Annotated in this window: 21 protein-coding genes and 1 tRNA gene; 9 read left to right on the top strand and 13 right to left on the bottom strand. The window is 63.4% G+C overall.

The genetic code is table 11. From position 1 onward, the window contains the following. Positions 1–5: 5 nt before the first annotated feature. The 4 genes from htpX to def form a co-directional block, all read right to left on the bottom strand. Positions 6–860, bottom strand: coding sequence for a zinc metalloprotease HtpX (gene htpX, locus L0U83_RS00110; RefSeq protein ID WP_233878856.1), 855 nt, complete (start codon positions 858–860; stop codon positions 6–8). Positions 861–990: 130 nt separating this feature from the next. Then, entirely contained in the window at positions 991–1,641 is a 651-nt protein-coding gene (locus L0U83_RS00105; RefSeq protein WP_233878855.1) for a LysE family translocator, read from the bottom strand. A gap of 110 nt (positions 1,642–1,751) precedes the next feature. Next, positions 1,752–2,747 carry a methionyl-tRNA formyltransferase gene (fmt, locus tag L0U83_RS00100; RefSeq protein WP_233878854.1) on the bottom strand — a complete coding sequence of 332 codons (996 nt, stop codon included), beginning with the start codon at positions 2,745–2,747 and terminating at the stop codon, positions 1,752–1,754. A gap of 77 nt (positions 2,748–2,824) precedes the next feature. After that, positions 2,825–3,328 carry a peptide deformylase gene (gene def, locus L0U83_RS00095; protein ID WP_233878853.1) on the bottom strand — a complete coding sequence of 168 codons (504 nt, stop codon included), beginning with the start codon at positions 3,326–3,328 and terminating at the stop codon, positions 2,825–2,827. Between the two features lie 284 nt (positions 3,329–3,612). Here def and dprA point away from each other — a divergent pair, with 284 nt between their 5' ends. The 3 genes from dprA to L0U83_RS00080 all read left to right on the top strand — a co-directional run bounded on the left by dprA (position 3,613) and on the right by L0U83_RS00080 (position 8,273). After that, positions 3,613–4,875, top strand: coding sequence for a DNA-processing protein DprA (gene dprA, locus L0U83_RS00090; RefSeq protein WP_233878852.1), 1,263 nt, complete (start codon positions 3,613–3,615; stop codon positions 4,873–4,875). A gap of 105 nt (positions 4,876–4,980) precedes the next feature. Beyond that, positions 4,981–5,358: a thioredoxin family protein gene (locus L0U83_RS00085; RefSeq protein WP_233878851.1), complete on the top strand. Its 378-nt coding sequence runs from the start codon at positions 4,981–4,983 to the stop codon at positions 5,356–5,358. Positions 5,359–5,615: 257 nt separating this feature from the next. Beyond that, complete coding sequence (locus L0U83_RS00080) at positions 5,616–8,273, top strand: DNA topoisomerase III (protein WP_233878850.1); 2,658 nt, start codon at positions 5,616–5,618, stop codon at positions 8,271–8,273. Between the two features lie 106 nt (positions 8,274–8,379). On the opposite strand, the gene gvmR is transcribed toward L0U83_RS00080, so the two are convergent. Together gvmR and L0U83_RS00070 are read right to left on the bottom strand one after the other, a co-directional pair. Further along, entirely contained in the window at positions 8,380–9,489 is a 1,110-nt protein-coding gene (gene gvmR, locus L0U83_RS00075) for a transcriptional regulator GvmR (protein ID WP_233878849.1), read from the bottom strand. Positions 9,490–9,804: 315 nt separating this feature from the next. Further along, positions 9,805–11,655, bottom strand: coding sequence for a phosphoenolpyruvate carboxykinase (GTP) (locus tag L0U83_RS00070; protein WP_233878848.1), 1,851 nt, complete (start codon positions 11,653–11,655; stop codon positions 9,805–9,807). Positions 11,656–12,081: 426 nt separating this feature from the next. Here L0U83_RS00070 and L0U83_RS00065 point away from each other — a divergent pair, with 426 nt between their 5' ends. Further along, positions 12,082–13,095 (top strand): D-2-hydroxyacid dehydrogenase family protein, encoded by a 1,014-nt coding sequence (locus L0U83_RS00065; protein WP_233878847.1) that lies wholly within the window; start codon positions 12,082–12,084, stop codon positions 13,093–13,095. A 75-nt stretch (positions 13,096–13,170) separates the two neighbouring features. Here L0U83_RS00065 and L0U83_RS00060 read toward each other — a convergent pair whose 3' ends face one another. Then, positions 13,171–14,049 carry a patatin-like phospholipase family protein gene (locus tag L0U83_RS00060; protein WP_201698344.1) on the bottom strand — a complete coding sequence of 293 codons (879 nt, stop codon included), beginning with the start codon at positions 14,047–14,049 and terminating at the stop codon, positions 13,171–13,173. A gap of 48 nt (positions 14,050–14,097) precedes the next feature. Next, positions 14,098–14,502 (bottom strand): PaaI family thioesterase, encoded by a 405-nt coding sequence (locus L0U83_RS00055; protein ID WP_028203232.1) that lies wholly within the window; start codon positions 14,500–14,502, stop codon positions 14,098–14,100. Between the two features lie 261 nt (positions 14,503–14,763). Between L0U83_RS00055 and L0U83_RS00050 the strand changes: the two genes are divergently transcribed. After that, a tRNA-Lys gene (locus L0U83_RS00050) sits at positions 14,764–14,839 on the top strand. 70 nt (positions 14,840–14,909) lie between these two features. Here the strand turns inward: L0U83_RS00050 and L0U83_RS00045 are convergent. After that, a complete protein-coding gene (locus L0U83_RS00045; RefSeq protein ID WP_233878846.1) occupies positions 14,910–15,167 on the bottom strand; it encodes a hypothetical protein in 258 nt (85 codons plus the stop codon). Positions 15,168–15,522: 355 nt separating this feature from the next. Between L0U83_RS00045 and L0U83_RS00040 the strand changes: the two genes are divergently transcribed. Then, positions 15,523–15,843, top strand: a complete 321-nt coding sequence (locus L0U83_RS00040) for a hypothetical protein (protein WP_233878845.1) — start codon at positions 15,523–15,525, stop codon at positions 15,841–15,843. 10 nt (positions 15,844–15,853) lie between these two features. Here the strand turns inward: L0U83_RS00040 and L0U83_RS00035 are convergent, their stop codons facing one another. Beyond that, entirely contained in the window at positions 15,854–16,048 is a 195-nt protein-coding gene (locus L0U83_RS00035; protein ID WP_069264575.1) for a hypothetical protein, read from the bottom strand. 330 nt (positions 16,049–16,378) lie between these two features. Here L0U83_RS00035 and adh point away from each other — a divergent pair, with 330 nt between their 5' ends. The 3 genes from adh (at position 16,379) to L0U83_RS00020 (ending at position 18,967) form a co-directional block, all read left to right on the top strand. After that, positions 16,379–17,899, top strand: coding sequence for an aldehyde dehydrogenase (adh, locus tag L0U83_RS00030; protein WP_233878844.1), 1,521 nt, complete (start codon positions 16,379–16,381; stop codon positions 17,897–17,899). A gap of 103 nt (positions 17,900–18,002) precedes the next feature. Next, on the top strand, positions 18,003–18,383 hold the full coding sequence (locus tag L0U83_RS00025) for a DUF779 domain-containing protein (RefSeq protein WP_233878843.1): 381 nt from the start codon (positions 18,003–18,005) through the stop codon (positions 18,381–18,383). A 104-nt stretch (positions 18,384–18,487) separates the two neighbouring features. Further along, the gene (locus L0U83_RS00020; RefSeq protein WP_233878842.1) at positions 18,488–18,967 is read left to right on the top strand and encodes an AraC family transcriptional regulator; all 480 of its coding nucleotides are present in this window, start codon (positions 18,488–18,490) and stop codon (positions 18,965–18,967) included. A 483-nt stretch (positions 18,968–19,450) separates the two neighbouring features. On the opposite strand, the gene gyrB is transcribed toward L0U83_RS00020, so the two are convergent. The 3 genes from gyrB to dnaA form a co-directional block, all read right to left on the bottom strand. After that, positions 19,451–21,925 (bottom strand): DNA topoisomerase (ATP-hydrolyzing) subunit B, encoded by a 2,475-nt coding sequence (gene gyrB, locus L0U83_RS00015; RefSeq protein WP_233878841.1) that lies wholly within the window; start codon positions 21,923–21,925, stop codon positions 19,451–19,453. A gap of 113 nt (positions 21,926–22,038) precedes the next feature. Then, positions 22,039–23,142 (bottom strand): DNA polymerase III subunit beta, encoded by a 1,104-nt coding sequence (gene dnaN / locus L0U83_RS00010; protein WP_028203240.1) that lies wholly within the window; start codon positions 23,140–23,142, stop codon positions 22,039–22,041. 284 nt (positions 23,143–23,426) lie between these two features. Next, positions 23,427–24,362: chromosomal replication initiator protein DnaA (dnaA, locus tag L0U83_RS00005; RefSeq protein WP_233878840.1), on the bottom strand; the 936-nt coding region annotated here is incomplete at its 5' end.

Raw genomic sequence — 24,362 nt, 5'->3', positions numbered from 1 at the left:
CCGCTTTAGCGTCTGCCGCCCGCGGCCATCTCCATCAACCGGCGGATGCGCTCTTCCGTGGACGGGTGCGTGCTAAAGAGATTCTGCAAGCCGCCGCCGGAAAGCGGATTCATGATCATCATCTGCGCCGTGGCCGGATGCTGTTCGGCCGCCGGGAACGGGATGCCCTGCGCATAGCGATGGATCTTGTCGAGCGCCGAGGCGAGCGCCTGCGGATCGCCCGAAATCTCAGCACCGCCGCGGTCCGCTTCGAATTCGCGCGCACGCGAAATCGCCATCTGGATCAGCGCGCCCGCGATCGGCGCGAGCAGCGCCACGGCAATGCTCGCGATGGGATTCGCCGGGCGGCCGTTTTCGTCGCGGCCGCCGAAGATCATCGCAAAGTTGGCGAGCGCCGAGATCGCGCCGGCCATGGTGGCCGAGATCGTCGAGATGAGAATGTCGCGGTGCTTCACGTGCGCCAGCTCGTGCGCCATGACGCCGCGCATCTCGCGTTCGGAGAGCACGCGCAGAATGCCCGTGGTCGCCGCGACCGCCGCGTGCTCAGGGTTGCGCCCCGTGGCGAAGGCGTTGGGCGCGTCCTCGTTGATGAGGTAGACGCGCGGCATCGGCAAGCCCGCGCGCGTGGCCAGATCGCGGACCATGCGATAGAACTGCGGCGCCGTCGTCTCGTCGACTTCCTGCGCGTTGTACATGCGCAGGACCATCTTGTCCGAATACCAGTACGAGAAGAAGTTCATGGCAAGCGCGAAGAACAGCGCCAGCACCATCCCGCGATGCCCGCCGATCAGCCCGCCGATCACGATGAAAAGGGCCGTAATCGCGGCCATCAACATCGCGGTTTTGACCCAGTTGAACATGTGCTGTGCTCCTTCACCCACCAGGGGATCAAATCGATCGTTGAACGCCCGCCGCCAGCCGTTCAGCCATGCGCGGGCGAGCGCATTGTAAGCGATTTGTTAGATATGGGCAGATGCGAAAAATTCAATCTCAGCGTGTGGCCGTGGCGAGCTTCAGGCCCAGGCCGACAAACGCCGAGCCGACCGTGCGGTCGAGCCACTTCTTCACGCCCGCCTTGCCCGAAAGGCGCTGCGTGACGCTGCCCGCCACCCACGCGACGAAGCCGTTCCAGACCGTGCTCATCAGCACGAACGCGGCACCGAGCGTCAGGAAAGCGAGCGCTTTGTGCTCGGTTCCCGCGCTCACGAACTGCGGGAAGAACGAGACGAAGAACAGCACGACCTTCGGGTTGAGCACGTTGGTGCAGAAGCCCGAAACGAAGAGCTGGCGCAGCGGCCGCGGCGCAGCGGCAGGCGGCGTGACTTGCTCGGCGCCTTCGGCCGGCTTGACCTCGTGTTTCGTGAGGACGAGCCGCACGCCCAGATACACGAGATAGATCGCGCCGACGATCTTGATGACCGTGAACGCCGTGGCCGATGCCGCAAGCAGCGCCGTCAACCCGAACGCACAGGCGAGCGTATGCACGCAGCAGCCCGCCGAGATACCCAGTGCGGAGACAAGGCCCGCGCCGCGGCCCTGCGCGACGCTGCGGCCGACGATATAGGCCGTATCGGGCCCCGGCGTCACGTTCAGGAGAAACACGGCGACGAGGAAGAAACCGAAATGGGTGATGCCGAACATGACTACCTCAAAATCGAAAACGCGCTTCAACCGCCATTGATTCTAGCGCGCTGGTCACCGCGCAGCATTTGGCCTTGCGGCTATCTTCAGGCAATCGCGCGAGCCCGGGTTCAGGCCACAGGGGCCTCGGGCAACTGGAAACGCTGGCCCGCCGCCAGCGGCATGCCGGCCAGGAATTCGCGCGCGGGCAACCGCTTGCCACCCGGCTTTTGCAGTTGCGTGAGGCGCAGCGCGCCCTCGCCGCAGGCCACCACCACGCCCGCCGGGCTCACATCGAGAACCTCGCCCGGCTCAGCGCTCGCGCTGGCCGAACGCTCCATCGGCTCTGCGGCCCACAGCTTGAGTTGCGCGCCGTCCAGCGTGGCGGCGCCGCCTGGGAACGGGTCGAACGCGCGAATCTGGCGCGCGAGCGCCATGGCCGGCCGGCGCCAGTCGAGCGCCGCTTCCTGCTTCCCGATCTTTTCGGCATAAGTCGCGCCCTCTGCCGGCTGCGGCGTGGCGGGCAGCGCGCCGTCGCGCTCAAGCGCGACGAGCCCATCCACGATCAGCTTCGCGCCGAGTTGCGCCAGGCGGTCGTGCAGCGTCGCCGTGGTGTCGCCCGGCGCGATTGGCGTGCGCACCTCGGAGATCATCGGGCCGGTGTCGAGCCCCGCGTCCATCTGCATGAGCGTGATGCCGGTCTCGTCGTCGCCGGCTTCGATCGCGCGGTGAATCGGCGCCGCGCCGCGCCAGCGCGGCAGGATAGACCCGTGAATGTTGATGCAGCCGTGCGGGGGGATGTCCAGCACTTCCTGCGGCAGCAGCAGCCCGTAGGCTGCGACCACCATCACGTCGTGCGGCGTGGCGCGCAGCAGGTCAAGCGCCGCGGCGGCTTCCTCCGGATACTTGCCCGTGCGGCGCAGCGACGGCGGTTGGGCAACGGCTATGCCGTGCTCCTGCGCGTAGCGCTTGACCGGGCTTGCCTGGAGCTTCATGCCACGGCCCGCCGGGCGGTCCGGCTGGGTGAGGACGAGCGGCACGGCAAAGCCCGCTTCGTGAATCGCCGCGAGCGCCGCGGCGGCGAATTCCGGCGTGCCGGCGAAGATGACGCGAAGGGTGTGGCTCATGGGCGCTCGGTGCTTGGCTGGTTCATGAAGAAAGAGACGGCGCGGCGTGATACAAACAAATCGCGATCGAATCGCAATTACATCGCGCGCTCGAGCTTCTTCATCTTGTTGCGGATGCGCGTTTGCTTGAGCGATGACAGGTATTCGACGAACACCTTGCCCATCAGGTGATCCATTTCGTGCTGGATGCAGACCGCGAGCAGCCCTTCGCAGTCCACCTCGTAGGTCTCGCCCTTTTCGTTCATCGCACGCACGCGCACCTTTTCCGCACGCTCGACTTCGTCGTAGATGCCCGGCACGGAAAGACAGCCTTCCTCATGCACTTCACGCTCGGCGCTCGACCAGATGATTTCCGGGTTGATGAACACGCGCAGCTCCTCGTGCGCGTCGGAAACGTCAATCACCACGACGCGCTCATGCACGTCGACCTGGGTGGCCGCGAGGCCGACGCCCGGCGCGGCGTACATCGTTTCGGCCATGTCGGCGACCAGCTTGCGGATGCGGTCGTTGACCACCTCGACCGGCTTCGCGACCTTGTGCAGACGCTTGTCCGGGTAATGAAGAATGTTCAGTAGAGCCATGATTTGAAGGGTTTCTCGTTGGGCGCCTGAAAGAGCCAGGTACAGGAAACGATGCGCGGCCTGGCCATTCGGCCAGCTTGCGGGTCCCATGCCGGATACGGAGGATATGCACTCATATTCGGACGAAACGGCCGCAATTCAACGTTGAACGCGCGCTCGCCCGTGCGAACGCGCCGCGCCTGAAAGCGAGCGCGCAGTGCCACGGGTAAAGACGCCACGGTGCATTTCGGATGGTGAAAATTTTATCACGAGGTGCGGCAAACCGTCCGCGCCCGGGGAACGCAATGCCGACGACCTTGCCGCTGTCTCCCGAGGAACTGGCCGCCTGGCTGCGCCTCGCCCTCGCGCGCGGCCTGAAGCCCGCTGCGCTGCGTGCGCTGCTCGGCGCGTTCGGCCTGCCTCAAAACGTGCTGGCCCAGCCGTTCGCCGCACTCGCCGCGGTGGCGGGTGCACAGGCCGCGCACGCCGCACTGGCCGAGCCCCGCCCGGACTTCGCAGCACAGCTCGAAGCGCTGCAGGCCTGGCGCGAGGCGCCTGGCAACGCGCTCATTACGCTCGCCGACCCAGCCTATCCGGCCCGTCTGCTCGACATGCCCGATCCACCGCCGCTGCTCTACGCAAAGGGGCGGCTCGAGCTACTCCACGCACGCGCAGTAGCCGTCGTGGGCAGCCGCAGCGCCACGCCGCAGGCCATCGACGACGCCGCGCGCTTCGCGCGCACACTCGCCGCGTCGGGTCTCACGGTCGTCTCGGGGCTCGCGCTCGGTGTGGACGGCGCCGCGCATCGTGGCGCGCTCCACGAGCATGGCGGCACCGTCGCCGTGATCGGCACCGGCGCGGATCTCGTCTATCCTGCGACGCATCACCCACTCGCCACGGAGATTGCCGCGCACGGCGCGCTCGTCTCCGAATGGCCGCTCGGCACCCCTGCGCGCTCCGCAAACTTTCCGCAGCGCAATCGCGTAATTGCCGCGCTCGTGGAAGGCGTGGTGGTGATCGAGGCCGCACAACGTTCCGGCTCGCTCATCACGGCGCGGCTCGCCAACGAGATGGGGCGCGACGTATTTGCGCTGCCCGGCTCGATCCACGCGCCGCTCACGCGCGGCTGCCACGGGCTCATCAAACAGGGCGCGCAGCTCGTCGAATCGCCCGAAGAAGTACTCGATGCGCTGAACATCGGGCAACCCTCGCGTGCCGGACGCGCGCTCGGGTCGCGGCGGGAACCGCGCAACCAGAAAGTCTCGGTCCCGTTCGATCGCCTACAGCGCGACGCTGGCGAGACTCTGCCGCTGGCGCTCGATAGCCCGCATTCCGAGCCGCTGCGCGCACATCACGCTGAAGCACGAAAGCCGCCCGCCAGCCTTGCCGCCGAGGCCCGGCGCCTGCTCGAAGCGCTGGGACACGCGCCGGCCACGGTTGAAATCCTCGCCCAGCGCACCGACATGCCCGAAGCGGTGCTGCAAGGCACGCTGCTGCAACTCGAACTCGCGGGGCACCTCGATGCCCTGCCCGGAGGCTGGTTCGTGCGGGCCAGTCGTAGGAGGTGAGCCGGCTCATGCCGCGGATTGGGGGAGCATCACTGCCCGCGCGCCGCCGTGATACATTCGCGCCAAATACTCCGCTCTATATATAAGAGAACGCAAGGAACGACCATGCCCGCGCTAGACCTCGACACCGACGCCGAACAGATCGCAGAGCGCGTCAGCAATCAGGACACGCTGTTCGTCGCGTGCCTGTGCGCGCAGTGGTGCGGGACGTGCCGCGACTACCGTGCCACGTTCGACCGCATCGCCGAGGCGCATCCCGATGTCTGCTTTGCGTACATCGACATCGAAACCCATGCCGACCGTTTCGACGATCTCGATGTCGAGAACTTCCCGACCATCCTGATCGAAGACGGCCACGCCACGCGCTTCTTCGGCACAGTCCTGCCGCATGCGGCCGTAGTCGAGCGCATGCTCGCAGACCTCAGGGCGCTGCCGGGCGTGGCCGACGCGCCCAAGCTGCGCCCCGCCCTGAGCGCAGTTTGAGCCCAACCAACCTCTGACCCGGATCAGCCGCGCCGCTTGCCGCATGGCCTGGCGCGCCCTTATGATTGGGCGCCCTGGCGGGTGCGCGGGTGTCGACATGAGATGACGCAAAAATCGACGCCGGCGCGCCATGTGCTATAAAGCGGTCGAGAACGGCCCCCCGAGAGGGGCAGCAACGCCGGGCATCGCGCCCAAGCGCCCATTCAGGCGGCATCGGCCCCGGGGCGCCAACCGGATACACCCACAAGCAACCAGTCATGTCCAAAGCTCTGATCATCGCCGAGAAGCCATCCGTCGCGAACGACATCGCGCGCGCTCTGGGCGGTTTTACCAAGCATGACGAGTACTACGAGAGCGACGACTACGTGCTCTCGTCGGCGGTCGGCCATCTGCTGGAAATCGCCGCGCCCGAGGAATACGAGGTCAAACGCGGCAAGTGGAGCTTCGCTCACCTCCCCGTGATCCCGCCGCACTTCGACCTGAACCCGATCGCCAAGAGCGAATCGCGGCTCAAGGTGCTCAACAAGCTGATGAAGCGCAAGGACGTCACGCAACTCATCAACGCCTGCGACGCGGGGCGCGAGGGCGAGCTGATCTTCCGCCTCATCGCGCAGCACGCGAAGGCGAAGCAGCCGGTCCAGCGCCTGTGGCTCCAGTCGATGACGCCGCAGGCGATCCGCGACGGTTTCGCGAACCTGCGCAGCGACCACGACATGCAGCCGCTCGCCGACGCCGCCCGCTGCCGCTCGGAAGCCGACTGGCTCGTCGGCATCAACGGCACGCGAGCGATGACCGCCTTCAACAGCAAGGGCGGCGGCTTCTTCCTGACGACAGTTGGCCGCGTTCAGACACCAACGTTGTCGATCGTCGTCGAACGCGAAGAGAAAATCCGCCGCTTCATTGCGCGCGACTATTGGGAAGTGCGCGCGGAATTCGTCTGCGCGGGCGGTTTCTACGAAGGCCGCTGGTACGACCCGAAATTCAAGAAGGACGAGTTCGATCCGGAAAAACGCGACTCGCGCCTCTGGAGCCTGCCGGCCGCCGAGACCATCGTCGCGGCCTGTCACGGCCGCGAAGGCACGGTGAGCGAAGAATCGAAGCCGTCCACGCAGCTCTCGCCCGCGCTCTTCGATCTGACGAGCCTGCAGCGCGAAGCCAACGGCCGCTTCGGCTTTTCGGCCAAGAACACGCTGGGTCTCGCCCAGGCGCTGTACGAAAAGCACAAGGTGCTCACCTATCCGCGTACCGATTCGCGCGCACTGCCCGAGGACTACCTCGGCACCGTGAAAGAAACGCTCGAGATGCTCAAGGAGAGCAACAACTACCTGCCGCACGCGAAGCAGGTGCTCGACAAGGGCTGGGTAAAGCCGAACAAGCGCATTTTCGACAACTCGAAGATCAGCGACCACTTCGCCATCATCCCCACGCTGCAGGCGCCGAAGTCGCTTTCCGAGCCTGAGCAGAAGCTCTACGACCTCGTCGTGAAGCGCTTTCTCGCCGTGTTCTTCCCGGCCGCGGAATACCGCGTCACCACGCGCATCACCGAAGTCGCAGGACATCACTTCAAGACCGAAGGCAAGGTGCTGGTCGAGCCGGGCTGGCTGCAGGTCTATGGCCGCGACGCGGGCGGCGACGACGCCAACCTCGTGCCGGTGAAGAAGGACGAGAAGGTCAAGACCGACAAGATCGCCGCGCATCAGCTCGTGACCAAGCCGCCTGCGCGCTACAACGAAGCGACGCTGCTCTCGGCGATGGAAGGCGCGGGCAAGCTCGTGGACGACGAAGAGCTGCGCGAGGCCATGGCCGCCAAGGGGCTTGGCACGCCGGCCACGCGCGCGGCGATCATCGAAGGTCTGCTCGGCGAAAAGTATCTCGTGCGCGAAGGGCGTGAGCTGATTCCCACAGCCAAGGCGTTCCAGCTCATGACGCTGTTGCGCGGCCTCGGTGTGGAAGAACTCACCGCGCCGGAACTCACCGGCGAGTGGGAGTACAAGCTTTCGCAGATGGAGCGCGGCAAGCTTCCGCGTGACGCGTTCATGCAGGAAATCGCCCGCATGACGCAGACCATCGTGAAGCGCGCGAAGGAATACGACTCGGACACGATCCCCGGCGACTATGCGACGCTGACAACGCCGTGCCCGAATTGCGGCGGCCAGGTGAAGGAAAACTACCGCCGCTTCGCATGCACGAAGTGTGAGTTCTCCATCTCGAAGATTCCGGGTGGCCGCCAGTTCGAAATCCCCGAAGTGGAAGAGCTACTGCAGAACAAGACGATCGGCCCGCTCTCGGGCTTCCGCAGCAAGATGGGCCGGCCGTTCTCGGCCATCCTCAAGCTTTCGTTCGACGACGAAATCAAGAACTACAAGCTCGAGTTCGATTTCGGCCAGGATCAGGGCACCGAAGATGGCGAAGCGCCCGACTTCTCGCAGCAAGAGCCGGTGGGCGCCTGTCCGAAGTGCAAGGGCCACGTGTTCGAGCACGGCATGAGCTACGTGTGCGAGCACTCGGTCGCGAATCCGAAGACCTGCGACTTCCGCTCGGGCAAGGTGATCCTCCAGCAGGAGATCACGCGCGATCAGATGGCGAAGCTGCTGGCCGAAGGCCGAACCGACTTGCTGACTAACTTCAAGTCGTCGCGTACTGGCCGCAACTTCAAGGCTTTCCTCGTCAAACAGCCGGACGGCAAGATCGGCTTCGAGTTCGAGAAGAAGGAGCCGAGCGCGAAGACGGCGGCCAAGACAGCGGCGAAGAAGTCGGCCGCATCGGCTGAGGCTACGGGCAATGCCGCGAACGAGGCGGCAGATTCGGCAGAAGAAGGGAAGGCCAAGCCCGCGCGCAAGACGGCGGCTGCCAAAGCCGCACCGGCGCGCAAGACTGCCGCCCGCAAGACGCCGGCGCGCAAGACAGGTTCGTAAGCGGTTTTTTTAGGGCCGGCGTCCGATTGGACGCACTTACACAAAAAGGCGCAGCTTCTCACGAAGCTGCGCCTTTTTTATCGGCCGATGAACGGTGATATCGGACTTATAGCGGCGAGATCGCCGACGTCCGGGTGCGCGCTGCCGAAGCGCGCGCAGTCTTTGGTGCGCGTTCGGCGTCCATGCCGTTGTGCTCGCCGTCGTGCAGGCTCCCACCGGGCACGGGCTGCACTCCCTCGTAGTCTTCGCTTGCGACGCCATTGCGACCCGCCACAGCCGGCCGTGCGAGGCCGTCCTTGACCCACTGCTCGCCGAGCTGGCTGTTCGGCGTCTGGCTGAAGTGCTCGACAAGGTGGTCGATGAACGTCCGCACCTTGGCCGGCAGGTGACGGCGGCTCGGATACGCGACGTTGATCTCCACTTGTGGCAGACGATAGTCGCCAAGCAGCCGCACGAGACGTCCGCGCGTCATGTCGCGGCCAATCAGATAGCTCGGCAGGATCGCGATGCCCATGCCGAGCAGCGCGAACTGGCGCAGCATCTCGGTGTTGTTCGCCACGATCACATTGGTCGGGCGCACGCGGACTTCGCCGTCCGGCCCCGTGAAGACGCGCTCGTCGCCCCAGTACTCGGAGGGTAGCGAGAGGCTCGGGTGCTCCATGAGGTGCTCGGGGCGCGTGGGCGTGCCGTGCTTTTCGAGGTACGCGGGCGTCGCGCACACCGTCATGCAGCCGGTCGTGAGGCGGCGCGTGACAATGCTGGCGCTACGCATCTGGCGCGCGGTCACGACGCCCAGATCGAAACCTTCTTCGACGAGATCGACCTGACGGTCGACCAGCGTGACGTCGGGAATGACTTGCGGATAGCGCTGCGTGTACGTCTGCAGCACCGGAGCTAGATTGTGAAGCCCGAAGACGACCGGCGCCACGATACGCAGCGTCCCGACGGGCTCGTGATTGCGGGCGACGACCATTTGTTCGACATCCTCGAGTTCATCGAGAATCTGGCGGGCGCGCTCGAGGTAGACCTGACCCGATTCGGTCAGGGAGAGACTGCGGGTCGTGCGATTGAGCAAACGCGTGCCGAGCCGACCTTCGAGGTCGGCTACATGCCGCGTCGCAACCGCGTTGGAGATATCCATCGCTGAGGCGGCCCGGGCGAAACTGCCGAGGTCGGCCACTTTGACGAATACTCGCATCGACTGCAAATGATCCATGAGACAACTCCTGCCTGTTACTACCCCGCTGTTAATCAGCGGAGGAAACCGCGAATTCTCCTACGACAGCAGAAATCGTGCAGAAGTTGCCTCCGAAGCCCCTATTTTCTTTACGAATTCTTCGACTGCGCCCCAAAATGCATCAACAGTGACTCGATTGTTACCTCAAACGAAACAATTTTGCGCGTTGCAGCGAGATAACCGGTTAAGTGCCGAACAGACGGGCCTCCGCACCGCAACAATGCATTCGACCCCGGAAATAAAAATGGCCGCCCGCAGGCGGCCATCTAGTTAGTGAGCGCTCACGTCACATGGTTACAGACGTGTTTCCAGCGTCTTGCGAGCGTCTTTCAACACTTCCGGCAAGCCATGAGCGAGTTTGTCGAACAGCTCGGCGTGCAGCGCGAGTTCGGCGCGCCAGGCGTCGGCGTCCACCGAAATCACCTGTTCGAACTGCGCCTGCGTGAAGTTCAGACCGCTCCAGTCGAGATCGCCGTAGCGCGGCGACACACCGAATGCGTGCTCGTCGCCCGTGGCCTTACCCTCGATACGGCGCACCATCCACTCGAGCACGCGCATGTTCTCGCCGAAGCCCGGCCAGACGAACTTGCCATCCGGCCCCTTGCGGAACCAGTTCACGCAGAAAATGCGCGGCACCGTCGCGCCGGCCTTTGCGAGGCGCTCGCCCAGATTCAGCCAATGGCCGAAATAGTCGGCCATGTTGTAGCCACAGAACGGCAGCATCGCGAAAGGATCGCGGCGCACCACGCCCTGCTGCCCCGCCGCCGCCGCCGTGGTTTCCGAGCCCATGGTCGCGGCCATATAGACGCCCTCGGTCCAGTCGCGCGCCTCGGTCACGAGCGGCACGGTGGTCGAGCGGCGGCCGCCAAAGATGAACGCGTCGATGGCCACGCCCTTCGGGTTCTCCCATTCGGGATCGATCGACGGGCATTGGGAAGCCGGCGCCGTGAAGCGCGCGTTCGGATGCGCGGCCTTGCGGCCGGTTTCCTTGCCGATGGCGGGCGTCCAGTCGTTGCCCATCCAGTCGATCGCGTGTGCGGGCGGCTCGTCAGTCATGCCTTCCCACCAGACGTCGCCGTCATCGGTGAGCGCGACGTTCGTGAAGATCACGTTCTCCTTGAGCGTCGCCATGGCGTTGAAGTTGGTCTTCTCACCGGTGCCGGGCGCCACGCCGAAGTAACCCGCCTCCGGATTGATCGCGTAGAGGCGGCCATCGGCGCCGGGCTTGATCCACGCGATATCGTCGCCGATCGTGGTGATTTGCCAGCCGTTCATGGCAGCCGGCGGGATCAGCATGGCGAAGTTGGTCTTGCCGCAGGCCGACGGGAACGCCGCCGCGACATGGTACTTGCGGCCTTCTGGCGAGCGCACGCCGAGAATCAGCATGTGCTCGGCGAGCCAGCCTTCGTCGCGGCCCATGGTCGAAGCGATGCGCAACGCGAAACACTTCTTGCCGAGCAGCGCATTGCCGCCGTAACCGGAGCCATAGCTCCAGATCTCGCGCGTTTGCGGGAAGTGGACGATGTACTTCGTCTTGTTGCACGGCCACGGCACGTCCTTCTCGCCCGCCGCGAGCGGCGCGCCCACGCTGTGCACGCACGGCACGAACGCGCCGTCTTCGCCGAGCACGTCGTACACGGCGCGGCCCATGCGCGTCATGATGCGCATGTTTACGGCCACATAGGGGCTATCGGAAAGCTCAACGCCAATGTGCGCGATGGGCGAGCCGAGCGGGCCCATCGAGAACGGCACGACGTACATCGTGCGGCCGCGCATCGAGCCCGCGAACAGGCCGTCGAGCGTCGTGCGCATTTCGGCGGGCGCGACCCAGTTGTTGGTGGGGCCGACCTCTTCCTTCGTGGGCGAACAAATGAAGGTGCGGTCTTCCACGCGCGCGACATCCGAGGGATCGGAGCAAGCGAGATACGAATTCGGGCGCTTCTGCGGGTTGAGGCGGCGCATCGTGCCGGCCTCGACCATCTGCGCGCACAGGCGGTCGTACTCCTCCTGCGAACCGTCGCACCAGACGATACGATCCGGCTGCGTATGCGCTGCGATTTTCTGCACCCAATCGATCAGTTTCCGGTGCCGGACCCAGGCGGGCACCTGTGCGGCGGCCTGGGCTTGGTAATCGGGATGGTTCATCGAGCTGTCTCCATTTTTAGGGCTGTAAAAAGGGAATCGGCCCTTTTAGACGCTGCACGCGAGAGGCGCAACTCATGCGAACCCAATGTTGATGGCAGATCAACATGCGAATCGGTCCGCGCAGTTGGGCAGGTCGTCAAGGTCCTTTAGCCTGGGGTTCGAAACCGTCTGTAAAGCGGCTTGCATCGGAGCCCGACAAGCTGTTAAAAGTTGCAAAATCGCGGCTGATTGCCGCGACTAAAATCTGCGTGCATAGCCTTGGATTTGCGCAATCGCAATACCCGCTGCTGCACGCGGCGAGCGACGTGAAGGCTCCCTATATTCATACCAGTCTTCGCGGCGCTGCATAGTGGGATAACCACCAGATGAACACCGAAGTCGCGCCACGAACGGCGCGATGCAAAACACGCAAAACAACCCGCCGCCATGAAAATTGCCATCCTTGACGACTACCAGGACGCCGTCCGCAAGCTCGACTGCTTTCAACTGCTCGCCGACCACGAGGTCAAGGTTTTCAACAACACGGTGCGAGGCCTCGGCCAGCTCGCCAGCCGTCTCGCCGAAGTCGACGCGCTCGTGCTGATTCGCGAACGCACCCGCATCACCTCGCAACTGCTCGACAAGCTCCCGCATCTGCGCATGATCAGCCAGACGGGCAAGGCCGGCCCGCACATCGACATCGAGTCCTGCACCGAGCGCGGCATCGCCGTGCTCGAAGGCACCGGTTCGCCCGTCGCGCCCGCCGAACTCACGTGGGCGCTGATCATGGCCGCGCAGCGTCGCATCCCGCAGTACGTCGCCAATCTCAAGCAGGGCGCGTGGCAACAATCGGGCCTCAAGACGTCGGCCATGCCGCCCAACTTTGGCCTGGGCCAGGTGATGCGCGGCCAGACGCTCGGTATTTGGGGCTACGGCAAGATCGGCCGTCTCGTCGCCGGCTACGGCAAGGCCTTCGGCATGCGCGTCCTGGTGTGGGGCCGCGAGCATTCGCTCGAAGCGGCGCGCGCCGACGGCTACGAAGCCGCCGCAAGCCGCGAGGCGCTTTTCGAAGAGAGCGACGTGCTGTCTCTACATCTACGCCTGCACGATGACACGCGCGGGATCGTGAAGCAGGAAGACCTGCTGCGCATGAAGCCCACGTCGCTGCTCGTCAACACGAGCCGCGCGGAGCTGATGGAAGAAAACGCGCTGCTCGGCGCGCTCGCGCACAACCGGCCGGGCATGGTCGCGATCGACGTGTACGAGAGCGAGCCGATCCTGCAGGGCTACAGCCTGCTGCGCATGGAAAACGTGATCTGCACGCCGCACATCGGCTACGTGGAGCGGGAGAGCTACGAGCTGTACTTCGGCGCGGCGTTCCGCAACATCCTCGCGTTCGATGCGGGCGACCACGCAAGCGTCGCTAACCCCGAAGCCCTGCAGGGCGGCCGCCGCAGGTAAGCGCGACCGCGCGGGGGGCGGCGCGCGCCGCCCTCTCTGCGCCTTTCCGGCTGCTTCTGACCCGGCTGCGTTCGCTCAGGCGTGCGCGGCCGATTCCATGACGTCTGGCAGACGCGCGAGGAATCGCTCGCCGTCCACGCGGCCGAGGTTGTAGGCGTGCTGCATCTGCTGCGGGCTCGTGTAGTCCCAGCTCGAGATCGGCACCTTGGCCGATGGCTGCACATAAAGGCGCTGCTGCACGCCCTGCGCCGCCTGATGCCGCACCACAAACATCTGCGGACGCGGATAGAGCCGCGTCACCATCACCAGCACGCGGCCGGGCGTCTCGTCGAGCGCGCCGACCGGCACGTTGTCGACCATGCCGCCGTCGAGCACCGGGCGGCCGTCGCGCCGCAGCACCGGCGTGAACGGCGGCGTGCACGACGACTGCAGGATGAGATCGGCCAGATCCTCCACGCTCGCGCATTCCTGCGCCGTCACGAACTCCGGATGAAACCCGAGCTTGCGCCCAAGCGTGGGATGCAGTGTCTTGCGGATATGCTTTTCGATGTTGTACGCGATGAGACCCGCCGCCACGGCGCTGCGCGCGCCGAGCCAACGCGGCACATGCGACACACCGATGCGGATCTCAGGCGCGTCCTGGAGCTGCGTGAACGGCTCGCCGTAGATGTCGAGCAGCGCCTGGCGATAGATGCGGTAATGCGGAAACACCGATTCGCCGCGCAGCAGATTGCCCCAATAGGCGTTGCGCTTGTTGTGGCGCAGCGCTTCTTCGTAATAGCGCATGACCCAGTCGGCATCACGCGTGTAGAGCATGCACGCGGTGGCCGCGCCCGCCGAAATACCCGTAATGACGCGCGGGCGAATGCGCAGTTCGGGCTGGACGATGTCCCAGAACCCCGCCTGCCACCAGCAGCGATTGCCGCCGCCGGCGAAAACCACCTGATCGAACATGCCTTCTACGTCCTTCGAAGCGACCGAAAACGATCGGAAGCGCCAAGCTTAATCGAGCAGCGCGTAAGTCGAGGTCGCGTGAACCGCCATCCGGCCGTCTTCGTCGTAGAGTTCTATTTCACCGAACACGAGATTGCGGCCCATACGCAGCACGCGCGCCGTAACGAGCACGTCGCCCTTGCGCACCGCGCGCATGAAGTTGGTGTTCAGCGCGACGGTCGTCATAGGCTTGAACCCGCCGAGCGCGGCCGTTATCGCGACGATCATGGCCGTATCTGCCGCCGCCATGAAAACCTGGCCGCAGATCACGCCGCCCGAGTGGCGCAGCTCGCCCGAAAACGGCAGGCGCAAGGTGGCGCTGTCTTCCGAGACCTCGACGGGCTTCATCCCGAGCGCGCGCACCCACGGGGCCAGCACGCGCTCCAGCAGCGCGTCGATTGCGTTGTCGTCCATCGTTTGCCTTTATGGATTGCCGTGCGACGATTCCCGCCGAAAACAACCAACCTCAGCGAACAGGCTGCGCACGGTGACTGGCTTGAAACCTGGTTTGACGCCAGGAGTGGCGACATCATACCGGGACAGGACGGCCCCCGTGGCAAAGGCGCAAACGCCTGCGCAGACGCGGCTTGCGCCGGATCGACACACAATTTTCAGGAAATTTGCGAAAGGGGCTTGCCAAGTCCCAAAAAGTCCTGCATAATTTCGCTTCTGTTGGGGGCGTTAGCTCAGTTGGTAGAGCAGCGGACTCTTAATCCGTAGGTCGAGTGTTCGAGTCACTCACGCCCCACCAGCGAATTCAGCCAAAAAGCCCGATCCTTGCGATCGGGCTTTTTGCATTTCTCCGCGGCCACATCCTTGGGTTACTTCACGCGCCTCACATGACGTGACGCCTGCTTCGGGCGCGGCAGCCAGCGACTGAGCGCCTCGAAGCCGTCGAGCTGGCGAAGCAGCGTGTCGACGGTCGAAAGCTGAACTTGAGTCAGATGGTTTTGCTTGAGAAGCGCATATAGGCGCTTGCGCCAGTACGCGACACCCATCACCGGCATCTCGAAATCGCCGGCCAGCGACGGCGGCATCACGCGCGCGATATGCGCGATTTCCTGTTCGACGAATGTCATGGCTTTCCCCGTTGGTGCTGCCGTGGTTTCTTATCGTATGAAGTACTGTAGGACGCTCCGGGGCGCTCGCCAGCCTACCCGTATGGATAGGTAACAAATAGTTTGACTAAATTGGGGATAAAAGCCGCTGAAACCAGCGCCTCACTACCCGACTTTTGCGCTTCGTCGTTCATCGGCAAGCCGCTCCATTCACCTTCCCCGCTTGCCAGGTCCACAACGGCATAGGTAGCAAATAACTTCGGAGTCCGAATGCTTTCACTCCGAACGGGTTATCTCACTTTTAGGAGTCTTCCTATAGGGTTTTTCTGACCAGATGCGGATCATAGTCAGGTCAACTGTTCAAACGAGGTAAATCATGATGCACGGTCATCCTGTCGACCGGCTCGTGGCAGGCGCAATCGTCGGTGCGCTCGTCACGACGCTTCTGGTCCTGCTCCTGGTCTGGCTGGATATTCCGCCCGAGAAGCATGTCAGCCTGGCTATCCGCCTCGCGGTGCCGGTCGTGATAGCCGCATGCGCACTTCTGATCCGCCCCTTTCTGCTGAAAACGGTGCTGCGCGACCGGCGCGACCCCATGATGCTGGACGAGGATCTGAACCAGCTTCTGGTCGGCCGCACGCTTGGCGTGGTTGGCGGCTTCTTCTTCGGCATCACGCTCGCGACCCAGATCCTCTAGCCGCCGGCGATCAGAGGAAGGGCTTGCCGTCCACCTGTTCATAGACGACGTTGCCATCATCGTCCTCGAACTGCTCGAGGTAGTTCCGGGCACCGCACAGCGGGCACCGGAACAAGGGCCCCTGCCCTTCGTTCTTGATCACGACCTCGCTCTGTTCCCACGGGGTGCCACACGACTGGTTGCGGCAAACGAATGTACTCGACATGCAGACTCTCCTGACTGTTACGGGTGCAAAGCCTACCGCAAGTGCGGCCCGCGCGCCGCAAATCTCTGGCTCCCGCAGATATTCCGCTTCCAGGCTGTTCACTTCTTGAGCAGTTGAATGCCCCTCTGTTCCCGCCTGACGCAATCCGCTGATTGCATTGCATGGCTCGTGTATCACGCATTTTCAGGGTATGCACGCGCCGACCCGCTACCGCGCGGCACGACGCCGCTGCGCCGCCGCGCTGGCATGGTTCTCGCGTTAGCGTGCGGCGGTAGCGCGGCCTCGCCGCGCCCGTCCATATCGAGATCGAGAACACAGAGGAGCACGGAGATGAATCACGCGGACATGCAATTCCTGACCACCGAATTCCCGTACAAGAAGCAGTATGGCAACTTCATCGGCGGCGAGTGGGTGGCGCCGCTCGGCGGCGAGTACTTTGACGACATCTCGCCCGTTACGGGTCACGCGTTCACGTCCATTCCGCGCTCGCGCGAAGCCGACGTCGAACTCGCACTCGACGCCGCACATAAAGCCAAAACCGCATGGGGCAAGACTTCGCCCACCGAGCGCGCCAACATTCTCAACCGCATCGCCGATCGCATCGAGCAGAACCTCCACAAGCTCGCCGTGGCCGAGACCATCGACAACGGCAAGCCGCTGCGCGAAACGCTCGCCGCAGACATCCCGCTCGCCGCCGACCACTTTCGCTACTTCGCGGGCTGCGTGCGCGCGCAGGAAGGCGGCATCTCCGAGATCGATCACGACACGGTCGCCTATCACTTCCATGAGCCGCTCGGCGTGGTCGGCCAGATCATTCCGTGGAACTTCCCGATCCTCATGGCCGCCTGGAAGCTCGCGCCCGCGCTCGCGGCCGGCAACTGCGTGGTGCTCAAACCCGCCGAGCAAACGCCCGCGTCGTTCCTCGTGCTGGTCGAATTGATCCAGGACCTGCTGCCGGCCGGCGTGCTCAACGTGGTGAACGGCTTCGGCCTCGAAGCGGGCAAACCGCTCGCTTCGAACAAGCGCATCGCGAAGATCGCCTTCACGGGCGAAACCACCACGGGCCGCCTCATCATGCAGTACGCGAGCCAGAACATCATTCCCGTGACGCTGGAGTTGGGCGGCAAGAGCCCGAACATCTTCTTCGCCGACGTGCTCGACCACGACGACAGCTATTTCGACAAGGCGCTCGAAGGCTTCGCGATGTTTGCGCTCAACCAGGGCGAGGTATGCACGTGTCCGTCGCGCGTGCTCATCGACGAAAAGATCTATGACCGCTTCATGGAGCGCGCGCTCAAGCGCGTGGCGGCGATCCAGCAAGGCCACCCGCTCGACACGAAGACGATGATCGGCGCGCAGGCCTCACAGGAGCAACTCGAGAAGATCCTCTCGTATATCGACCTCGGCAAGCAGGAAGGCGCGCAATGCCTGATTGGCGGCGAGCGCAACAAGCTTGCCGGTGAACTCGGCGACGGCTACTACGTGAAGCCGACTGTCTTCCGCGGCCACAACAAGATGCGCATCTTCCAGGAAGAGATCTTCGGGCCGGTGGTCTCGGTCACGACCTTCAAGACCGAAGAGGAAGCGCTGGAAATCGCCAACGACACGCTCTACGGCCTCGGTGCCGGCGTGTGGACGCGCGACGGTACCCGTGCCTACCGCTTCGGCCGCGCGATCCAGGCGGGGCGCGTGTGGACCAACTGCTACCACGCCTATCCGGCGCACGCGGCGTTTGGCGGCTACAAGCAGTCGGGCATCGGGCGCGAGAACCACAAGATGATGCTCGACCACTACCAGCAGACGAAGAACCTGCTCGTGAGCTATAGCGAGCAGCCGCTCGGGTTCTTCTGATCGCACTGCGGGCTCTGCACGTCGCGCGCGGTGTTTTGCGGTCCAGGAGCCGCCACCGCGCGCGACGCCTTTCTTCGTTGCATCTTGAGAGGAGCGTCACGAGATGGTCGAACGCGTTACCGCCACGCCGGCCGCGCTCGCGCTGATCGAGCAGCTAACGCGCGAACACGGCCCGGTGCTCTTTCACCAGTCGGGCGGCTGCTGCGACGGCAGCGCGGCCATGTGCTTTCCCGTCGGCGAGTTCATGGTCGGCAATGCCGACGTGCAGTTGGGAGAAATCGGCGGGATGCCGTTCTATATGACGGAGGTGCAGTTTGAGTACTGGCAGCACACCCAGCTCATCATCGACGCCGTGCCAGGCAACGGCGGCATGTTTTCGCTCGAACGACCCACGGGGCTGCGCTTTCTCACGCGCTCGCGGCTCTACAGCGACGAAGAGAACGCGTGGCTCGAGACGCATCCGGTGATGCGTGTGAGTTTGTGAGGCTCGAGCAGCCGACACGCCAAGGGCGTCTTCCGGAGCGCGGTGCTATCTTGGACCGCATGCAGCTGCGCATTCGCGCGGCCACCGCACCTGGAGACGCCATCATGCAAAACTACGACGTGAAGCTCGCCACCCTCGAGCCGATGGACCTACTCGCCGTCAGCCACGTGGGTCCGTACATGAAGATCAGCGACGCGTTCTACACGCTCGCGCAATGGCTCGGCGAGCGCAACGTGCGCACGTCGGGCGCGAGGATGGTCGGTATCTTTTACGACGATCCCAACACGGTCGAAGAATCGAAGCTGCGCTCGAAAGCGGCGCTGCATCTGGGGCACGAGACCGATGTGGAGGTCACGGCGCCTGTCGAGAAGTTTCAGCTGCGCGGCGGCGAACACGCGATGGTGCTCCACAAGGGACCCTATCCGGGGCTGCAGCAAGCGTGGATGTGGTTTTACAACGAAGGCTTACAGAAGCTCGGTCGCAAACCGGACTTTTCGGCGCCTTCGTTCGAGGTTTATTTAAATACGCCCGACGAGGCGGCGCCTGAGGACCTCAAGACGGAGCTTTATATTCCGCTCGCTTGAGCCGTGCGTTTTCGCACGGTTAGAACGATGCCGCCGGGACGTTTTACGGCGGCATCTTCGTTTCCGATGCGAGGGTTCTAAGGTTTTAATAACGTATGTATACGTAAACGTAGTAATAGTTAACAAGCCCCTGGGTATTCTGTGGATAACCGTGGAAAACCATTGAGTAAACAAGGCTGTGGAAAAAACATAACCTTGCGGGTGTTAACGGGACAACGCCCCGCAGCTGCTGGCAACTTTTCCACATTTTCAGCGCTGCTGAAGTTATCCCCGATTCATGCACAGTGATTTCCTGGGGTTTTCCGAGAGTTATCCGCTGGGGGGTGTGGATAGTTTGGGGCGCGCGTTGCCGCTGTCTTCCAGGCGAAAAAATAGCGCCTCTAAAGGGCGCTTCTATCTCATCCCGGTGGGCTTTGCGGTGTCAAATGAAAACGCCCGGTTTCCCGGGCGTTTGGTTTTCAATGGCAAGCGTCAGGCAGACGATCAAACGTCGATATTCCCCGCCCGCAGCGCATTGCTTTCGATAAACGCACGACGCGGCTCCACATCGTCACCCATGAGCGTCGTAAAGATGCCATCGGCAGCGATGGCGTCCTCGATCTGCACGCGCAGCAAACGCCGCACGGTCGGATCCATCGTCGTTTCCCAAAGCTGCCCAGGGTTCATCTCACCAAGCCCCTTATAGCGCTGCTTCGACACGTTGCGCTCGGCGTCCGCGATCAGCCATTTCATCGCGCTCTTGAAGTCGTTCACGGCCATGCTGCGCTCGCCGCGCTTGATCACGGCGTTCTTGCCGATCAAGCCCTTGAACGTATTGGCCGTGTTGACGAGCTGCTGATAGTCGGCGGTGAGCTGGAACTCCTCGTCGATCACCGACACCTTCACATTGCCGTGATGGCGGCGCTCCACGCGCAGCGAACGTTGCTCGCGCACCTGGTCGTACATCGGCACCACGCTCACTTCCGGCTTGAGCGGATCGTCGCGCAGTTGCGCTTCGAGCGCACGCGCCGAAGCCTGGGTCGATTCTTCGCTCGACAGGTCGATTGCCACGCCGTCCATGATCGCTTCGAGCGCGCGCTCGTCGTACAGACGCGAAAGACGATCCACCACGCCGCGTGCAAGCTGATACGAGCGCGCAAGTTCGCCAAGCGCGTCGCCGGAGATCGGCGTTGCGCCTTCGTTAGGCACGAGCTCCGAGCCTTGCAGCGCGAGACGCAGCATGTGCGCGTTCAGCTCCGAATCGTCCTTGAGATAGCGCTCGTCCTTACCCGCCTTGAGCTTGTACAGCGGCGGCTGCGCGATATACACGTAGCCGCGCTCGATCAACTCCGGCATCTGGCGATAGAAGAACGTGAGCAGCAGCGTGCGGATGTGCGCGCCGTCCACGTCCGCGTCGGTCATGATGATGATGCGGTGATAGCGCAGCTTCTCGAGGTTGTAGTCGTCCTTGCCGATGCCGCAGCCGAGCGCGGTAATCAGCGTAACGATCTGCTCGGACGACAGCAGCTTGTCGTAGCGGGCCTTTTCGACGTTCAGCACCTTGCCGCGCAGCGGCAGGATTGCCTGGAACTTACGGTCGCGGCCTTGCTTGGCCGAACCGCCTGCCGAGTCGCCCTCAACGATATAGACTTCCGACTTCGCCGGATCCTTTTCCTGGCAGTCCGCGAGCTTGCCCGGCAGGCCCACGCCGTCGAGCACGCCCTTGCGGCGCGTCATCTCGCGCGCCTTGCGCGCGGCGTCGCGAGCACGCGCGGCGTCGACGATCTTGCCGCAGATGGTCTTCGCGTCGTTCGGCGTTTCCAGCAAAAACTCTTCGAGCGCCTTCGCCACGACGTCTTCGACCGGCGCGCGCACTTCCGAGGAAACCAGCTTGTCCTTCGTCTGCGAGCTGAACTTCGGCTCCGGCACCTTCACGGAAAGCACGCACGACAAACCTTCGCGCATGTCGTCGCCCGAGGTTTCGACCTTGGCCTTCTTCGCGATTTCGTTGTCGGCGATGTATTTGTTGATCACGCGCGTCATTGCCGCGCGCAGGCCGGTCAAGTGCGTGCCGCCGTCGCGCTGCGGGATGTTGTTCGTGAAGCACAGCACGCTTTCGTTGTAGCTGTCGTTCCACTGCATCGCCACTTCGACGCCCACGCCGTCCTTCTCGCTCGACACGTAGAAGATGTTCTGGTGAAGCACCTGCTTCTGCTTGTTGATGTACTCGACAAAGCCCTTCACGCCGCCCGCGAATGCGAAGTCGTCTTCCTTGCCGGTGCGCTGGTCGGTCAAGCGAATGCGCACGCCGTTATTCAGGAACGAGAGCTCGCGAATACGCTTGGCGAGAATGTCGTAGTGGTACTCGACGCTGCCGAAGATGGTTTCATCGGCCATGAAGTGCACTTCGGTGCCACGATTTTCCGTGTCACCGAGCAATTGCATCGGCGAAACCGTGTGACCGTCGCGCTCTTCGAGCACGCGGTTCTGCGGCACGCCACGGTGGAATTCCATGAAGTGCTTCTTGCCGTTGCGGCGCACCGTGAGGCGCAGAAAGCTCGAGAGCGCGTTCACGCAAGAGACGCCCACGCCGTGCAGGCCGCCCGAGACCTTGTAGCTGTTCTGGTCGAACTTGCCGCCCGCGTGCAGCTCGGTCATCACGATTTCGGCGGCGCTGCGCTTCGGATCGTGCTTGTCGTCCATCTTCACGTCCGTGGGAATGCCGCGGCCGTTGTCGGTGATCGAGATGGAGTTGTCCGCGTGAATCACCACGTGGATGTCGTTGCAGTAGCCGGCGAGGGCTTCGTCGATCGAGTTGTCGAGCACTTCGAAGACGAGATGGTGCAGACCGGTGCCGTCCGACGTGTCGCCGATATACATCCCGGGCCGCTTGCGTACCGCTTCCAGTCCTTCGAGGATCTGGATCGACGAGGCGCCATAGCTGCTGTTGTCGGGTTGCGAGTTGTTCGTATCAGTCATGGAATTTTCCGGTTCTGCGTACTGCCTGTGTTACTGCTCGAGACTTTTTCAAAAAGCCATAAAAACGCCAAAGGGGCGCAGCGCCCCCTGGTGTTCTTCTTCTGTCGCGCTTTTTAGATGCGCATCGGCATCACCACGTACTTGAATTCCTCGTTCTCGGGAATCGTGATGAGTGCGCTGGAGCTGGCGTCGCCGAGGCTCACTTCCAGCGTGTCGACCTTCAGGTTCGCGAGTACGTCGAGCAGATACGTGACGTTGAACCCGATGTCGATGGTGTCGCCCTGGTAGGCGATTTCCAGCTCTTCCTGCGCCTCTTCCTGGTCGGCGTTGGTCGACATGATCTTGAGCTGGCCCGGCTCGATGATGCAGCGCACGCCCTTGAACTTGTCGGACGTGAGAATCGCCGCGCGTTGCAGCGAGCGTTGCAGTTCTTCGCGGCCGATCTGGAAGGTGTTCTTGTGCGCCTTCGGGATCACGCGCTGGAAGTCGGGGAACTTGCCTTCCACGAGCTTCGAAACCAGTTCGACCTGGCCGAACGTGAATTTCACCTGCGTCGAACCGATGTCGATCTTCAGCACGTCGTCGATGTCTTCGAGCAGGCGCTGCAGTTCGAGAATGGTCTTGCGCGGGATGATGACTTCCTGGCGCGCGAACGAGCCTTCGATCTTCATCGACGAGAACGCGAGGCGGTGACCGTCGGTCGCGACCGCCATGAGCTGGTCGCCGTCCACGACGAGCAGCATGCCGTTCAGGTAATAGCGGATGTCCTGCTGCGCCATGGCGAAATACACCATACCGAGCAACTGGCGGAACGTCTTCTGCGGCACCGCGAGGTTCGCGCCGAAGTCCTTGGCCTGCGCCACCGTGGGGAACTCGTCCGCGGCGAGCGTTTGCAAGGCGAAGCGGCTCTTGCCCGACTGCACCGTGAGGCGCTTGTCGGCGAGCGTGAGCGTGACCTGGCCGTCGGGCATGGCGCGCAGGATGTCGAGCAGCTTGCGCGCGGCGACCGTCGTGGCCACCTGGTCGTTGCCGACGCCAAAGTCGGCGGTCGTGGTGATCTGCAACTCGAGGTCGGTCGACAGGAACGAGACGTCGGAACCGGTTTTGGTGATCAGCAGATTGGCGAGGATCGGCAACGTGTGGCGGCGTTCGACAATGCCGCTCACCGTTTGCAGCGGCCTCAGCAGGTTATCGCGTTCGGTCTTGACCAGTTGCATAGAGTTCCTTCGTTGATGTGACGGTCTGCGCGCCCGCCTGGCGCCGGTTTCGCCGACGCGACCCCACGAATCGCATATGTGGTCGGCGGCTTTGGCGCCGCTCAGGCGGTTGATGCAGCACAGGCCGCGGCGTGGTTCCCGCCCCGGACCGCCGGGCGGTTAAACCCATATTGTGCCTGAAAACGGACCACTTCCCTAAATTGGGGGCGATCCGCGAAATAAACAGGGCCAACCCTTCGGGATGCGACCGTCCGCCCCGCCATTCAGGTGCTGCTAATTGCGTGTTACCCCTTCAGCGTCTGCTCGAGCACGTGCAGCTCGTGGTTGAGCTGGGCGTCCTTGGTGCGCTCATCGGCGATCTTGCGCACGGCGTGCAGCACCGTGGTGTGGTCGCGGCCGCCGAACAGTTCGCCGATTTCCGGCAGACTCTTCTGCGTCAGTTCCTTGGCCAGATACATGGCGATCTGGCGCGGGCGCGCGATATTGGCCGGGCGCTTCTTCGAATACATGTCCGCGACCTTGATGCTGTAGAAGTCCGCCACCGTCTTCTGGATGTTTTCGACAGAAATCTGGCGGTTCTGCACCGTCAGCAGGTCCTTGAGCGCTTCCTTGGTCAGCTCGATCGAGATCTCGCGGCCGTGGAACTTCGAATACGCGAGGATCTTGCGCAGCGCGCCTTCGAGTTCGCGCACGTTCGAGCGCAGGTGCTTCGCGACGAAGAACGCCACGTCCTCGTTCAGGCTCACGCCTTCCGATTGCGCCTTGCGCATCAGAATGGCCACGCGCATTTCCAGCTCGGGCGGCTCGATCGCCACGGTCAGGCCCGAGTCGAAGCGCGAGATCAGACGGTCGTCGATACCCGAGATTTCCTTCGGATACGTATCGCTCGTGATGATCACCTGCGCCTTGTTGGCGACGAGCGCCTCGAACGCGTAGAAGAACTCTTCCTGCGTGCGCGACTTGCCGGAGAAGAACTGAATATCGTCGATCAGCAGCAGGTCGAGCGAGTGGTAGTAACGCTTGAAGTCGTCGAACGCCTTGCGCTGGTACGCCTTCACCACGTCGGATACATACTGTTCGGCATGGATGTAGCGAATGCGCGCACCCGGCTTGTCTAGCAGGAGCTGGTTGCCGATCGCGTGGATCAAGTGGGTCTTGCCGAGGCCCACGCCGCCGTACAGGAACAGCGGGTTGTACGAGATGCCCGGGTTGTCGGCCAC

Source organism: Paraburkholderia flagellata, assembly GCF_021390645.1.
GTDB lineage: Bacteria > Pseudomonadota > Gammaproteobacteria > Burkholderiales > Burkholderiaceae > Paraburkholderia > Paraburkholderia flagellata.
This window is presented reverse-complemented; position numbering and strand designations above follow the sequence as displayed.